The organism is Bradyrhizobium sp., from assembly GCF_019242285.1.
GTDB lineage: Bacteria > Pseudomonadota > Alphaproteobacteria > Rhizobiales > Xanthobacteraceae > Bradyrhizobium.
Genome location: NZ_JAFAVV010000822.1, coordinates 1 through 12,853, shown reverse-complemented (window position 1 = coordinate 12,853; position 12,853 = coordinate 1). Strand labels below are relative to the sequence as shown.

Here is a 12,853-nt window from a genome sequence, read left to right as displayed (position 1 = left end):
GCGATGAAGGGGCCCCACTCGGTCTCCTGGAAGATGAAGGTGAAGGCGTCGAGCGGCCTGGTCGATCCCATCCAGGCGAACATGTTGGCGCGCAGGTCGACCTCGGGCTGAAAGTGGCCGAGATGTTTTTCACGAAAGCGGCTGTTGATACCGTCCGCCAGGATGACGAGATCGGAACCGGCCAACTGCGCCTCGTCGACGATTTCGCGTTCGAAATGCAGGGAAACGCCGAGCTCGCGCGCCCGCTCCTGCAGGATCATCAGCAGCGTGCGGCGCGAGCAGCCGCAGAATCCGTTGCCGCCGATCCGGTGCACCGTGCCCCTGAAATGCACGGCGATATCGTCCCAGTAGGCGAACTCCTGCGTGATGCGACGATAGCTCGGCGGATCGTATTTCTCGAAATTGTCGAGCGTCGCGTCGGAAAACACCACCCCGAACCCGAACGTGTCGTCGGCACGGTTTCGCTCATAAACAGTGATGTTCGCAGTCGGCCGCTGCTTCTTGAGCAGGATCGCAGCGTAGAGGCCGGCCGGACCGCCCCCGATGATCGCGATTTTCATGAGCGCCTCCGCGCCACTGTCGACCCAATTATTTTAAACCTAAAATATCTGCTGGCAAGTCCCCCTGCCGGCGCGGTCGGCGGAACTCAGTTGCCCTGAAATACCGGCTTAGCTTTGCCGGAGAACGCCTCGAATGCGCGAACGAAATCGGCGGTCGTCATGCACAAGGCCTGCGCCACCGCTTCCGCCTCGATCGCCTCCTCGACCGACATCGCCCATTCCATCGCCAGCATCCGTTTGGTCATGGTGTTGGCGAAAGTCGGCCCCTCGGCCACTTGGCGCGCCAGCGACTGGGCTTCCCTCAATACCGCATCCGGCGCAACCAGGCGGCTGAAGAAGCCCCAGCGCTCCCCCTCCTCGGCGGTCATGAAGCGGCCGGTATAAAGCAGCTCGGACGCGCGCGACTGACCGATGATGCGCGGCAGGATCGCGCAGGCGCCCATGTCGCAGCCGGCGAGACCCACCTTGTTGAACAGGAATGCGACCTTGGCGCCGGCTGCGCCGAGCCGCATGTCGGACGCCATGGCAATGATCGCCCCCGCTCCGGCGCAGATGCCCTCGACCGCCGCGACGATGGGCTGCGGGCAGGCGCGCATGGCCTTGACGAGATCGCCGGTCATGCGGGTAAACGCCGTCAAGCCCTTGGTGTCCATCTGCACCAACGGCCCGATGATCTCGAACACATCTCCGCCGGAGGAAAAGTTGCCGCCGGCACCGGTCACCACCACCGATTTGACGGAGTCATCGAACGCACACGCTCGGAAGAAATCAGTCAACTCACGGTAGCCGTCGAAGGTCAGCGGGTTCTTCCGTTCAGGACGATTGAGCGTCACCGTGGCGACGCCGTCCGCCACCGAAAGCAGAAAATGCTGCGGCACGAATTCCGCGAGAGGCAACGTGACGGGATTGGCCGGTCTGCTCATCGTATCTCCCTCGATCTGTCGTTACTTCGTTTCGAACTGCTCAAATTTCGCCGCCCGCCACCACAATTGCCTGTCCGGTGATCGCGCTCGCCCCCTCGCCGCAGAGCCAAAGCACGGTATCGGCAACTTCCTGGGGCGTAACGAGCCGCTGCTGCGGGTTTTGCGCAGCAAGCTCCGCCACCGCCTGGTCGCGGGTTCGGCCGGTCTTCTTCATGATGACATCGATGCTGCCGGCAATCAGATCGGTATCGGTGAACCCTGGACATACTGCGTTGACGGTGATGCGCGTCGACGCCAGTTCCAGCGCCAGGGAGCGAACCAGACCGACGACTGCATGTTTGCTGGCGGTATAGGCGGTGACATAGGGGTAGCCCTTGAGGCCGGCGGTCGACGCAATTGCGACAATACGGCCGTAGGGGCGCCCCTTGATCGATGGTAAAGCCGCCTGGATCGCATGAACGACGCCCATGAAATTGAGGTCCATCAGGCGGCGGAACAGCGCTGCGTCGGATTTGGCGAACGGTGCCGAATCCACGAGGCCCGCATTGGCGATGAGAATATCGATCGGCTGCCGTTTCGCGGCAGCCGCAATCGCGGCGTCGACCGCGGCCTGATCCGCGACATCAACGACATCGGCAAAATGCGCGGCACCAGCGGTGACGGCCTCATCCAGCGTGGCACGATTGCGGCCTAGCACCGTGACCGTCGCGCCCGAGCGCGCAAGCGTCGCCGCAATCGCCCGGCCGATGCCACGACCGCCGCCGGTGACCACCACATGCGGGGGACGGGACAGTCCGGACATGCGCAAGGGCTCCGAATGAGTTCACCTATATGGATGGCCTTTGCGTATATTTTATACTTCAAACTTTTGCAAGGAAGGGGGCGTCCTGCTAGCATCGGCTCTCCATTGACCGGAGGATCGGCGTGTCGGCTCTTGCGCCAGTGACGACAACGGATGGCCGCTTCGGCTACGAGCAAGCCGGCGATATCGCTGCGAGGCCCTTGATGTTCCTGCACGGGATCGGCGGTGCCGCGCGCGGATGGCGCGATCAACTCGCATTCTTTGGCGAACGCTATCACGCGGTTGCGTGGGACATGCCCGGCTATGGCCGCTCGGCGCCGCTCGCAAAGGTCAACATTGCAACATTGGCCGATGCCTTGCAGGATTTTCTCACCGCGATCGGAGCGGTCAGGCCGATCCTGGTTGGGCATTCGATCGGCGGCATGATCGTGCAGCAATGGCTGGTGAAGTACCCGGAGGCGGCTGCGGCAGTCGTTCTGGCGCAGACCAGTCCGGCTTTTGGCAAGCCTGATGGCGACTGGCAGACATCCTTCATCGACGCGCGTCTGGGTCCGCTCGATCGCGGCGAGACCATGCAAGCGTTGGCGCCGATGCTCGTCAAGGAGCTCGTCGGCGACGATCCCGATCCTCGCGGCATGGAAATGGCCCGGGAATGCATGGCGAGCGTGCCTGAAGCCAGCTATCGCGCCATGATGCTGGCCCTGCTCGGCTTCGATCGACGAGAGGCGTTGAAGGATATCAAGGTGCCGACCCTGGTGTTATCCGGATCAAAGGACAAGAACGCACCGGCACCAATGATGGCCAAGATGGCGAGTTACATTCCAGCGGCGACCTACGTCGAGCTTGAAGGCGCCGGTCATCTCGTCAACCTGGAGCGTCCGAAGATCTTCAATGCCGCGTTGGACCGGTTCCTCAACACCAACGTGGCTGCAACGGAAGTGACAAGCTAGATGACAGTACGTGTCAATCATGGCGCAAGCGGCGCGGAGAAGGCCACGCTCGATGCGCCAATGTTCGATCCTGCCGCTTTCCGGCTTGACGACGAACAGGCCGCAACCATCGCGCAGGCACGTGAGCTCGGCCAAACGCTGTTCGCCGCACGGGCCTCGACGTATGATCGCGATGCAATCTTCCCGACAGAGAACTATCGAGACATGCATCGGGCCGGCCTCCTCGGCATCTCGATCCCGAGGAAGCATGGCGGGCTCGGCGCCGGCTATCAGACCTATGCGCTCGCCGCGGCCGAGATCGGCCGGTATTGTGGCGCCACGGCCCTGACCTGGAACATGCACGTCTGCTCGACGCTGTGGACCGGGCCGCTCGCCGACGATCTCGAGATGGACTCCGCCACGCGTGCCGAGCACGACCGCCGCCGCGCCGTCCATTACAAGCGCATCGTCGAGGACGGTGCAATCTATTCCCAGCCCTTTTCAGAAGGAGGCGCCGCGGCAGCCGGTGGAGCGGCGTTCGGGACGGAAGCACGGCCCGTTAAGGGCGGCTGGATCGTCACCGGCAAGAAGATCTTCGCCTCGCTATCTGGTCATGCCGACTATTATGGCGTTCTCTGCACCGAGATCGCGGAAGGCGAGAAGGCTTCGCGCCGCAACACGCTCTATCTGGCGATTCCGGCCAAGGCACCAGGTGTCTCGGTCGTGGGCGACTGGGACCCGCTCGGGATGCGCGGCACGGTATCACGCACCCTGTTGTTCAAGGACGTCTTTGTGGAAGAAGATGCTGCGCTGATGCCGCGCGGCGTCTATTTCCAGGCCGCCCAGCGCTGGCCGCACATGTTCCTCACATTGTCACCAAGCTACATGGGACTGGCACAGGCGGCCTCTGATTTCACCGTACGCTACCTGCGGGGGGAGATACCGGGAACGCCCCCCGTCAAGCGACGGATGTATCCGACCAAGCAGATCGCGGTCGCGCAGATGCAGATCAAGCTCGAACAGATCAAGGCGATCTGGTTTCAGGCGGTCAGCGAGGCACGCGCCAATCCGAGCAAGGAGCAGGTCCTGCGTGCCTATGCTGCACAATTTTCTGTGATGGAGGGCGCCAACGAGCTTGCGACCCTGGCGATCCGCACCTGCGGCGGCCAGGCCATGCTGAAATCGCTGCGGCTGGAACGGATCTACCGGGACAGCCGCTGCGGCTCCTTGATGCTGCCCTGGACCGCCGAGCTCTGCCTCGATCGCATCGGTCGTGAGGCGCTCTATGAGCCGGGCGAGACGGACGACTGACGGTGGACCTCAGCAGCCTGATCGCGCGCAATGCCGCCTTTGCTCCCCACAAGCCGGCGATCCATTTTGCGGGTGAAACATGGAGCTATCGAGCCTTCTACGCCCGTATCGGGGAGGCCGCACGAAGTTTGAAATCCGAGCTCGGTGTGGGCCGAGGTGACCGGGTGGCCATCCTCAGCCTCAATCGGCCCGACTACCTGGTGCTGCTCTACGCCTGCGCGCGACTAGGCGCGATGCTGGTACCACTGAACTGGCGACTCGCGCCGCCCGAGCAGATATTCATCCTGTCCGACGCTGCAGCCAAAGTGCTGGTGCTCGAAGAAGGTCTTTCCGGCCTTATCCCCGCCTTGAGCGAGAGCTTGCCCGACACGTCGATCGTCGGCCTTGACTTTGCTCCGCCGAACGGAAGTTCGCTCGATGCGCTCTTGGCGCGCGGGCGGGGTTGCGGCCACAATCCTCATATCGACCTCTCCTGCCCGCTCCTGATCGTCTATACGTCCGGCACGACCGGCAGGCCCAAGGGCGCGGTGCTTCGACAGGAGGCCCTGCTATGGAACGCCGTGATGAGCCAGCACATGCATGGGCTCACCTCAGATGATCATGTCCTGGCCGTACTGCCGTTCTTTCACGTCGGCGGACTCAACATCCAGACCACGCCGGCGCTCCAGCTCGGCGCGACCGTAACCATCCATCCGCGATTTGCGCCGGAAGCAACGCTCGCGGCGATCGAACAGGATCGGCCGACCTTGACGGTGCTGGTACCCACGACCATTCAAGCGGTGACGGATCATCCAGTCTGGCAGACGACCGACCTGTCAGCGTTGAAGGCCGTCTCGACCGGATCGACGATCGTGCCGCAACCGCTCATCGACCGGATCGTTGCACGCGGCGTGCCGGTGCTCCAAGTCTACGGTTCGACCGAAACCTGTCCGATCGCGGTCTATACGCGGCTTGGTGGTGATCTCGCACGCGAGGGATCGACCGGCCTCCCCGGTCTGTGTTGCGAAGCCGATGTCGTCGACGAGGCCGGCAAGGAGGTGCCGCCGGAAGCGTCAGGCGAGATCGTGGTGCGCGGCCCCAACGTGTTCTACGAATACTGGGGCAACGAAACGGCGACACGCGAAGCGCTGCATGACGGCTGGTATCGCACCGGCGATTTGGGCCACCGAGATGCCGACGGCTACTTCTGGGTCCAGGACCGCAAGAAGAACCTGATCATTTCCGGCGGTGAAAACATCTATCCTGCCGAGGTCGAGCGTGTCCTGATGGAGCATGACGACGTCAGTGAATGCGCCGTCATCGGCCGACCGGACCCTCGTTGGGACGAGGTGCCCGTCGCGTATGTCATCAGGCGGTCTGGTGGTTCAGTCGATGCAGAGGGCTTGAAAGCACATGCGCAACGGCAATTGGCGCGGTTCAAGGTGCCGCGCGAGATCGTCTTTGTCGACGATCTGCCGCGAACGGCGCTGGGTAAGGTGCAGCATTTCATGGTGAAGCGGCTCGATGCGGCAGTTCAGGACGGAGAAGCGCCTTGACGATCGCGGTGCTGGGCGGCGGCACGGCTCTTTCGCAGCCGCCGGCGACTTTGCGCTTCAAGGCCACGACGTCCGACTATGGCGGCGCGACGTTGGCCAGGTGCGTGCACATCTCGCGGCCGGTTCGCGGATTGTCGTCAAGGATATCAATGGCCGGCACGACGTGAAGCTGGCGCTGGTGCCCACAGACATCGCCGATGCCATCCACGATACCGAATTGATCCTGTGCCCGACGCCGGCGTTTGCCCAGGCAGACATCGCGCGGCTCCTTGCACCGCATTTGCGCGAAGAACAGGTCGTCTTCCTGCCGCCGGCCACGTTCGGCTCGACGATCTTTGCAGTGGCGGCGCGCGACGTCGGCAACCCTGCGAGGACCCATTTTGCCGAAACCGGACGAGATCCGGCAGATACTGGCGGGCCTTGCACGGTTCGGCTTGATGCAGGACTCGAACATCGAGACAATCATCAAGCGCATATCCATTCTTCCATCGAGCGACCTAGCTGCTGGCTTAGCGACTGCAGACCTGCTGTTTGAGGTTGTGCCGGAGGTGGTCGGGCTCAAGCGCGAGCTGCTGGCCGCGGCTTCGGAACTCACCTGTCCTGATACCATTATCGCCTCGACAACGTCCAGGATCCTGGTCGACGACCCCTCCAGCGCCGTTGAGCGGCCTCAGCGGTTTCTGCGCCGGCTTCCTCGACTATTCTGGCCTTGATATCGAGGCATACCGGGAAAAGCGCCTCGCCGCGCTGACCGATATGCTTCGGCATTTCGGACTGGCGCATCCTCCGATGATCTGAAGATCACCCGAAGACATCCTGCAGCACGCCTTCGCGCACTGCAGCGACACCGTCGAGCTCGATGGTCGTGCCCATCATGGGCAGATCGAAATGGCCGGCGGTGTAGCGGCCGGCAAACTCGTTGGCGCCGGTCGAGAAAAGGAAATTTCCGGATACTGCGCGCAGCTCGGTGCCATTAGTGTCGCGCTGATCGTACATCGATAGCGCCTCATAACGGGCACCAGGGTTCATGCCAAATCCGACATGCGACACGGCATACGCCTCGCGGTCGCCCCATGAGGCGAGATACGCCCGCATCATTGCCGCGTCAGCGCCCTCACCTTCCAGATCGATCACGTAGTCGTTCTGAATGGTCATCTTGACCGGTGATGCGAGGTAGCGCTTGAAGGTGAGGTTGACGTCGCCTGCCGCCATCACCAGCGTGCCGTTGACACTACGGCTCCGGGGGAAGCTGACGACGATACCGCCTGGCCAGTGTGCCAGCGTTCCCGGCCTGTCGGTCCAGCCCCAGACGCCCACTGTCGAGGCACCCATCATGTCGACGTCCAGGTCAGTGCCGACTTTTGACGTCACACGCATCCGCTTCGCGCCGCGCAGCATCTTGGCCGCTGCGCGGACGCGCTTCTCGAGAGCCGGATCGGGGACCATGCGCTCCAGCGCTTCCGGATGTTCATTGGAAATCACGAGAATTCGCGCGCCGGCCTTCAGGATTTCCGGCGTCTCCGCGGCATGCATGAGCCCCTCGATCGTGCAGTCGACAATGAAGCCAGCCTGCTGTAGCGCCGTCACCACCGGCCCGATCCGCTGGATCGCTTCGCTGGCGCCAGTCGAACGCACGGGCACCCGATGCCGGTTGCGCGTCGTCGGCACGACGATGTGAAACGGCCTCGCTCCCATCCGCAACAGCGCCAGCTCGGCCAGATGCACGTTCAGTGCACGCGACTGCGTTTCCGACAAGATCGCGGACGTATCGCCCGCCTTGACTGCACATCGCTCGAAAATTTCGCAGAACGCGTCGATCCATTTTGCCTCAATACGATCCGCCAGCATGCCTTATTCTCCGCTTCCGATCCCTGTCAGACTTCCGGAAATCCGCGCAACAAATAGGACCGTGCCGCCTGCAGCAGACCGTTCAGGATCAGCCCGAGCAGCGAGATCGTGATCAGCGGCACGAACATGTCGACCGCCTGGAACGTGCGCGCTGCCGTGACCAGGACATGGCCCAGGCCGTCAGTCGACGTGATCATTTCGGCCAGGAATACCACAATACAGGAAATGACCAGCCCGATACGGCATCCCGTCAGGATCGAAGGAGCGGCCGCAGGCAACACCACTTTGAACAGGATTTGCCGAGGTGGCGTACCTGCCGCCATCGCAGACCAGATGAGTTTCTGTTCAACCGTCGATGCCCCATAATAGGTGGACAGTAGGATCGGAAATAACGCATCGGCGGCGACGAGAACGACTTTCGATTCATGGCCGAAGCCCAACAGCAGGAGGAGCGCCGGATACAGCGCGACTTTGGGCAGGGGCGCCAACACCCTTACGATCGGACGCATCAGCGCGTTCACCGCCGGACTGGCAGCCGCTGCAAGGCCGAGCCCAACGCCGAGAACCACAGCGATCGCAAAACCCGCAAACAACCGAAACACAGTCGCCGCAATCGCCTGCTGAAATGCCCCCGACGTCAGTTGGTGCACCATGCGTTCGAATACGAGACCCGGCGGCGGCAACAACGTCGGCGGCGCATAACCGAACGATACCAGCGCCTGCCACAGTCCGATCAGCAACGCGATCGGTATCGCCCCGATCAGACCATCGATGGTGAATCGACGCGCACTCACGAGAAGCTCAGGGGAACATCGAATTGAGGCTCGGACCAGCTCACTAGCCGCTGCCGCATACTCTCGAAAGCGACATCCAATGCAATTCCCATCGCCCCGATGATGATGATCATGGCGAACACCGTATCGTACTGCCCCATGTCGAGGGCGTTGAACAGGATGTTTCCCGCACCAGACTGACGGGCGATCATTTCGCTGGTAACCATGGTAATCAGCGCCAATACAAGCCCCGTGCGGCAGCCGGTGAGTATTTCGGGCAGCGACGCTGGCAATACAATACGTATCATGCGTTCTACTGACGAAAGTCCCATTGCGGCGCCGGACCAGAGCATCTTCTCCTCAACCGCCTTGGCACCCTCGAAGCTGTGATAGATCACGGGCAGACTGACGCCGAGAAAGATCACCAGCGTTTTGGAGAGATCGCCGACGCCGAGCCAGAGCATAATGATCGGCATCAACGCTGCCTTGGGAACCGGATAGATCACCATCAAAAGCGGATTGCAGAAGGAAGCCACACTGGCGCTCCTCCCCATCAACAGGCCCAGCGGGATCGAAAACGCGACTGCCGCGAGGAAGCCGACAGCCATTCGCCGCAGCGATGCGAGAATGTTGATCAGCGCTTCCTTGTCACCGAGGATAGACGGAATCGCTCGCATTGCTTCGAGCGCGGTGGGGAAACTGTCGCTGTTCAGCGCAAGCGCCGCGATCTGCCAGAGTGCGAGCAGGCCCATGCAAGCCAGGACGGGCGCCAACCGCGCGGCGACGGATTTCCCGGTCAGCATCGCAGTTCATCTTCGTCGGGTTCGTCGAACATGCGTTCGATGTTGACGACATATTTCTGGTAACGCGGATCGAGCAGCAGCTCGGTTCGGCGTCGTGGACGTGGCAAATCAATATCAACCACCTGCCTGACGCGGCCCGGCGAACGCGTCATCATCACGACCTTGTCCGAAAGGAAGACTGCCTCATCGACCGAATGTGTGACGAACAACACGGTCTTGCGGTCGCGCTCCCAGATCTTCAGCAGATCGTTCTGCAGCCTAGTCCGCGTATGGGCGTCGAGCGCGCCAAAGGGTTCGTCCATCAGGAGCACTTCCGGATGATAGGCCAGCGTCCGCGCCAGCGCGACACGCTGCTTCATTCCCCCCGAAAGCTCCTTGGGATAGAAATGCTCGAAACCCTTCAGACCCACCATGTCGAGCAGGGCCCGGCTTTGCGCTTCGGCCTCGGCCGGTCTCACACCCTGCTGGCGCAGGCCGTACATCACATTGCCGAGTACGCTCTTCCAGGGGAAAAGCGCAAACTCCTGGAAAACCGGCCCGCGGTCGGGACCGGGCCCGGCGATCGTCTTGCCCTTCATTTTCGCAGTGCCCATTGTCGGCTGGACAAAACCGCCAACAATATAGAGCAGCGTGGACTTGCCGCATCCAGAGGGACCCAGAATAGAAACGAACGCACCATCCTCGATGGCCAGCGAGATGTCCGACAGCGCCAGATGATCCTTGCGGGACGACGTACGAAATACCTGAGAGACGCGGTCGATCTCGATCATGGCGGGTGCCGACTTCGACGCAGGCGTACGCTCCAGCGGAGCCTCTGATCGCGACCCCGCCGCCGTCATCCCTGCATCTCTTGCCAGCCGCTGCGCATTAGCCACTGCTACCCTTCCCGGCATCGGAGGTCAAACTGCGCGTCGCGAAAAGCAACTCACCATGAGCGATGAACCGGCCCCGGCAGCATGCGGCTCAATCGAACCAAGGCCACTCCGCGGGCCCCTCATGGGTAACTGCGCCACCCGGTGCCTGACCCACTAATCGTGCATATTTTGCGAGCGCACCTGCCCGATGTCGGGGCGGCCGGGGGATCCATGCCTCGCGGCGCTGCGCGAGTTCTTGGTCGCCGATCAATAGATCCATACGGCGCGCGGCTGCATCGATCTGGATACGATCGCCGTCGCGCAGCAGAGCCAATGGTCCACCAACAAAAGACTCAGGCGAGACATAACCAATACACATTCCACGCGTTGCGCCGGAAAAACGTCCGTCCGTGATGAGGGCGACCTTCTCTCCCATGCCTTGGCCATAGATCAGTGCCGTGACACCGAGCATTTCGCGCATCCCAGGACCGCCAACGGGCCCCTCATTGCGGATGACCAGAACTTCGCCAGTTCGATAGTCGCGTTCGCGGACTGCCCGAACACACGATTCTTCGTCTTCGAAGACGCGGGCCACGCCTTTGAACACCAGGCTCTTCAGGCCGGCCACCTTGATCACCGCGCCATCCGGACAGAGATTGCCCTTCAGCACCGCTACGCCTCCATCGGGCATGATTGGAGCGCGCGGGCTGAAGATGACTTCGCCATCTGGCTCATTGGCGTTGCCGTATTCCTCGGCAATCGTCCGCCCGGTGATGGTCGGACAGGAACCATCAACATGACCGCTTTCGAGGAGTGCGCGGATCACCACGGCAGTGCCGCCGATGTCGTGAACATCCTTCGCCGTATATTTTCCGCCCGGCCGCAGGTTTCCGATCAGCGGCGTGCGCGCGAAGACTTCGCCGACGTCGTCGATGGTAAAAGGAATTCCGGCCTCATTGGCAATCGCGGGCAGATGCAGCGCGGCGTTGGTGGACCCGCCGGTCGCGGCGACGATCGCAGCAGCGTTTTCCAGTGATTTGCGGGTCACGACGTCGCGCGGCAGCGGACCGCCACGTTCCAGCATCTCCATGACCAACCTTCCCGCCCGACGCGCAACCTGCGCTCGCTCGGCATAGACACCAGGAATCATCGAGACGTTCGGCATGGTCAGGCCCAAGGCCTCGGATACCATCGCCATGGTATTGGCGGTGAACTGCCCGGCGCAGGCTCCGCTCGTCGGCAGGCAGGTCAGTTCGATGGCTTTGAGGGTCGCCTCGTCGATCTCGCCGGTCATGAAGCTGCCGACGGCCTCGTAGGAGTCGAGCACTGTGAGAGTCTTGCCGTTGAGCCGACCGGGCAGCGCGCTGCCACCGTAGATGAAGATAGACGGCACGTTGCACCGGACCATTCCCATCATTACGCCGGGCAAGGTCTTGTCGCAACCGCCGAAGCCGATCAAGGCGTCATACGCGAGCCCGTGGACGACGGCTTCGATCGAGTCGGCGATCAATTCGCGCGAGAACAGGGAGAATTTCATCCCCTCATGGTTCATGCTGATCCCATCCGACACGGAAACAGTCGCGAACTCCCGTGGCGTGCCACCGGCCTCCGCTATTCCTGTCTTGGCGGCCTCAACCTGAAAGTCGTGTGTCATGTTGCAGGGCGTCTGCTCGCCCTTCATGCTGACGACCCCGATCATGGGCCGGGCGAGTGCCACGTCGTCCAGCCCCATCGCGCGCATGAAAGCGCGGTGCGGCGCACGGTCGAGACCATCGATCGTCACCCGTGATCGCCGTTTCTTCATCGATACGACACCTACGATGCCTCGTGTCCGGCTCTCAATTCTTCCCGCCGAAGTCTCGTCACTGGAGAGGTGCGACAATGGTCGGATGCTTGAATTGCGCAACGTTCAATTTCGGCAGCATTCCCGTATCGGCATAGATGTCGAGCATTTTCTGAATCGCCGGGAAATTTGGTGCCGCACCCGGATCACGACCGAAATCGTTGTCCTTGAGCAGATAGGTGTCGAGCACCGGAACCGGCGCCTTCAGCACTTCGGAAACGACTTTCAGTGTCTCCTCGCGATTGGCAAGCGCCTTCTTCATGCCGGAGGTGATGTCGCGCACGTAAGTCTTTACCAATTCGGGATTTTTGTCGACGAAGTCGGCCCGACAGGCCTCCAGGATATGAACGATGTTCGGCATCGCCTCCGACAGCGAAAACAACTTGCGGATGCCGCCCTTGGCCTCGGCGCGTGCGGCAAAAGGCTGGTTCATGTTGACGGCATCCACCCGCCCCTGGCGAAGCGCATCCTCGGAAACGGCAAAACCGACCTCAACCAACTTGATGTCTTTCGCGGGATCGACGCCGTTTTGTTTCAGCAGCATATTGAACGGGCCCTGGGTGCCGCCGCCAATCACGGAGATACCGATCGTCTTGCCTTTGAGGTCCGCGATGGCCTTGATCGCCGAGTCGTCCTTGACCGCCCAGTAAACCGAAAAGCCGCCGGGCTTCT

General features: G+C 62.0%; 14 protein-coding genes and 1 pseudogene. 6 read left to right on the top strand and 9 right to left on the bottom strand.

Going from position 1 to position 12,853, the window contains the following annotated elements:
• The 3 genes from JOY90_RS33795 to JOY90_RS33785 form a co-directional block, all read right to left on the bottom strand.
• The coding region (locus JOY90_RS33795; protein ID WP_291695428.1) for an NAD(P)-binding protein at positions 1 to 560 on the bottom strand (560 nt) is incomplete at its 3' end.
• An 86-nt stretch (positions 561 to 646) separates the two neighbouring features.
• Positions 647 to 1,483 carry an enoyl-CoA hydratase family protein gene (locus JOY90_RS33790; RefSeq protein WP_291695427.1) on the bottom strand — a complete coding sequence of 279 codons (837 nt, stop codon included), beginning with the start codon at positions 1,481 to 1,483 and terminating at the stop codon, positions 647 to 649.
• 40 nt (positions 1,484 to 1,523) lie between these two features.
• Positions 1,524 to 2,285, bottom strand: a complete 762-nt coding sequence (locus tag JOY90_RS33785; RefSeq protein ID WP_291695426.1) for an SDR family NAD(P)-dependent oxidoreductase — start codon at positions 2,283 to 2,285, stop codon at positions 1,524 to 1,526.
• A gap of 122 nt (positions 2,286 to 2,407) precedes the next feature.
• Between JOY90_RS33785 and JOY90_RS33780 the strand changes: the two genes are divergently transcribed.
• The 6 genes and pseudogenes from JOY90_RS33780 (at position 2,408) to JOY90_RS33760 (ending at position 6,858) form a co-directional block, all read left to right on the top strand.
• Complete coding sequence (locus tag JOY90_RS33780) at positions 2,408 to 3,235, top strand: alpha/beta fold hydrolase (protein WP_291695425.1); 828 nt, start codon at positions 2,408 to 2,410, stop codon at positions 3,233 to 3,235.
• Positions 3,236 to 4,525, top strand: coding sequence for an acyl-CoA dehydrogenase family protein (locus JOY90_RS33775; RefSeq protein ID WP_291695424.1), 1,290 nt, complete (start codon positions 3,236 to 3,238; stop codon positions 4,523 to 4,525).
• A gap of 2 nt (positions 4,526 to 4,527) precedes the next feature.
• Positions 4,528 to 6,060, top strand: a complete 1,533-nt coding sequence (locus JOY90_RS33770; RefSeq protein WP_291695423.1) for a class I adenylate-forming enzyme family protein — start codon at positions 4,528 to 4,530, stop codon at positions 6,058 to 6,060.
• A pseudogene (locus JOY90_RS33765) lies at positions 6,057 to 6,454 on the top strand (2-dehydropantoate 2-reductase N-terminal domain-containing protein); the annotation flags it as partial. The gene JOY90_RS33770 and the pseudogene JOY90_RS33765, both read left to right, overlap by 4 nt.
• A gap of 43 nt (positions 6,455 to 6,497) precedes the next feature.
• Positions 6,498 to 6,773 (top strand): 3-hydroxyacyl-CoA dehydrogenase NAD-binding domain-containing protein, encoded by a 276-nt coding sequence (locus tag JOY90_RS40250; RefSeq protein ID WP_367277027.1) that lies wholly within the window; start codon positions 6,498 to 6,500, stop codon positions 6,771 to 6,773.
• Positions 6,721 to 6,858: a hypothetical protein gene (locus tag JOY90_RS33760; RefSeq protein ID WP_291695422.1), complete on the top strand. Its 138-nt coding sequence runs from the start codon at positions 6,721 to 6,723 to the stop codon at positions 6,856 to 6,858. Before JOY90_RS40250 ends, JOY90_RS33760 begins: the two co-directional genes overlap by 53 nt.
• 3 nt (positions 6,859 to 6,861) lie before the next feature.
• On the opposite strand, the gene JOY90_RS33755 is transcribed toward JOY90_RS33760, so the two are convergent.
• The 6 genes from JOY90_RS33755 to JOY90_RS33730 form a co-directional block, all read right to left on the bottom strand.
• The gene (locus tag JOY90_RS33755) at positions 6,862 to 7,908 is read right to left on the bottom strand and encodes a peptidase M29 (RefSeq protein WP_291695421.1); all 1,047 of its coding nucleotides are present in this window, start codon (positions 7,906 to 7,908) and stop codon (positions 6,862 to 6,864) included.
• A gap of 26 nt (positions 7,909 to 7,934) precedes the next feature.
• A complete protein-coding gene (locus JOY90_RS33750) occupies positions 7,935 to 8,702 on the bottom strand; it encodes an ABC transporter permease (protein ID WP_291695420.1) in 768 nt (255 codons plus the stop codon).
• On the bottom strand, positions 8,699 to 9,484 hold the full coding sequence (locus JOY90_RS33745; RefSeq protein ID WP_291695419.1) for an ABC transporter permease: 786 nt from the start codon (positions 9,482 to 9,484) through the stop codon (positions 8,699 to 8,701). Before JOY90_RS33745 ends, JOY90_RS33750 begins: the two co-directional genes overlap by 4 nt.
• Positions 9,478 to 10,254, bottom strand: a complete 777-nt coding sequence (locus JOY90_RS33740; protein ID WP_291695418.1) for an ABC transporter ATP-binding protein — start codon at positions 10,252 to 10,254, stop codon at positions 9,478 to 9,480. The genes JOY90_RS33745 and JOY90_RS33740 overlap by 7 nt, the downstream gene beginning before the upstream one ends.
• Positions 10,255 to 10,447: 193 nt before the next feature.
• Entirely contained in the window at positions 10,448 to 12,142 is a 1,695-nt protein-coding gene (gene ilvD, locus JOY90_RS33735; protein ID WP_291695417.1) for a dihydroxy-acid dehydratase, read from the bottom strand.
• A 58-nt stretch (positions 12,143 to 12,200) separates the two neighbouring features.
• Positions 12,201 to 12,853, bottom strand: a 653-nt coding sequence (locus tag JOY90_RS33730) for an ABC transporter substrate-binding protein (RefSeq protein ID WP_291695416.1), incomplete at its 5' end; no start/stop codon positions are given.

Excerpts from the sequence above, each read along its gene's own strand:
- JOY90_RS33790 (WP_291695427.1), bottom strand. The coding sequence starts at position 1,483 with ATGAGCAGACCGGCCAATCCCGTCACGTTGCCTCTCGCGGAATTCGTG.
- JOY90_RS33785 (WP_291695426.1), bottom strand. The coding sequence starts at position 2,285 with ATGTCCGGACTGTCCCGTCCCCCGCATGTGGTGGTCACCGGCGGCGGT.
- JOY90_RS33775 (WP_291695424.1), top strand. The coding sequence starts at position 3,236 with ATGACAGTACGTGTCAATCATGGCGCAAGCGGCGCGGAGAAGGCCACG.
- JOY90_RS40250 (WP_367277027.1), top strand. The coding sequence starts at position 6,498 with ATGCAGGACTCGAACATCGAGACAATCATCAAGCGCATATCCATTCTT.
- JOY90_RS33755 (WP_291695421.1), bottom strand. The coding sequence starts at position 7,908 with ATGCTGGCGGATCGTATTGAGGCAAAATGGATCGACGCGTTCTGCGAA.
- JOY90_RS33745 (WP_291695419.1), bottom strand. The coding sequence starts at position 9,484 with ATGCTGACCGGGAAATCCGTCGCCGCGCGGTTGGCGCCCGTCCTGGCT.
- JOY90_RS33740 (WP_291695418.1), bottom strand. The coding sequence starts at position 10,254 with ATGATCGAGATCGACCGCGTCTCTCAGGTATTTCGTACGTCGTCCCGC.
- ilvD (WP_291695417.1), bottom strand. The coding sequence starts at position 12,142 with ATGAAGAAACGGCGATCACGGGTGACGATCGATGGTCTCGACCGTGCG.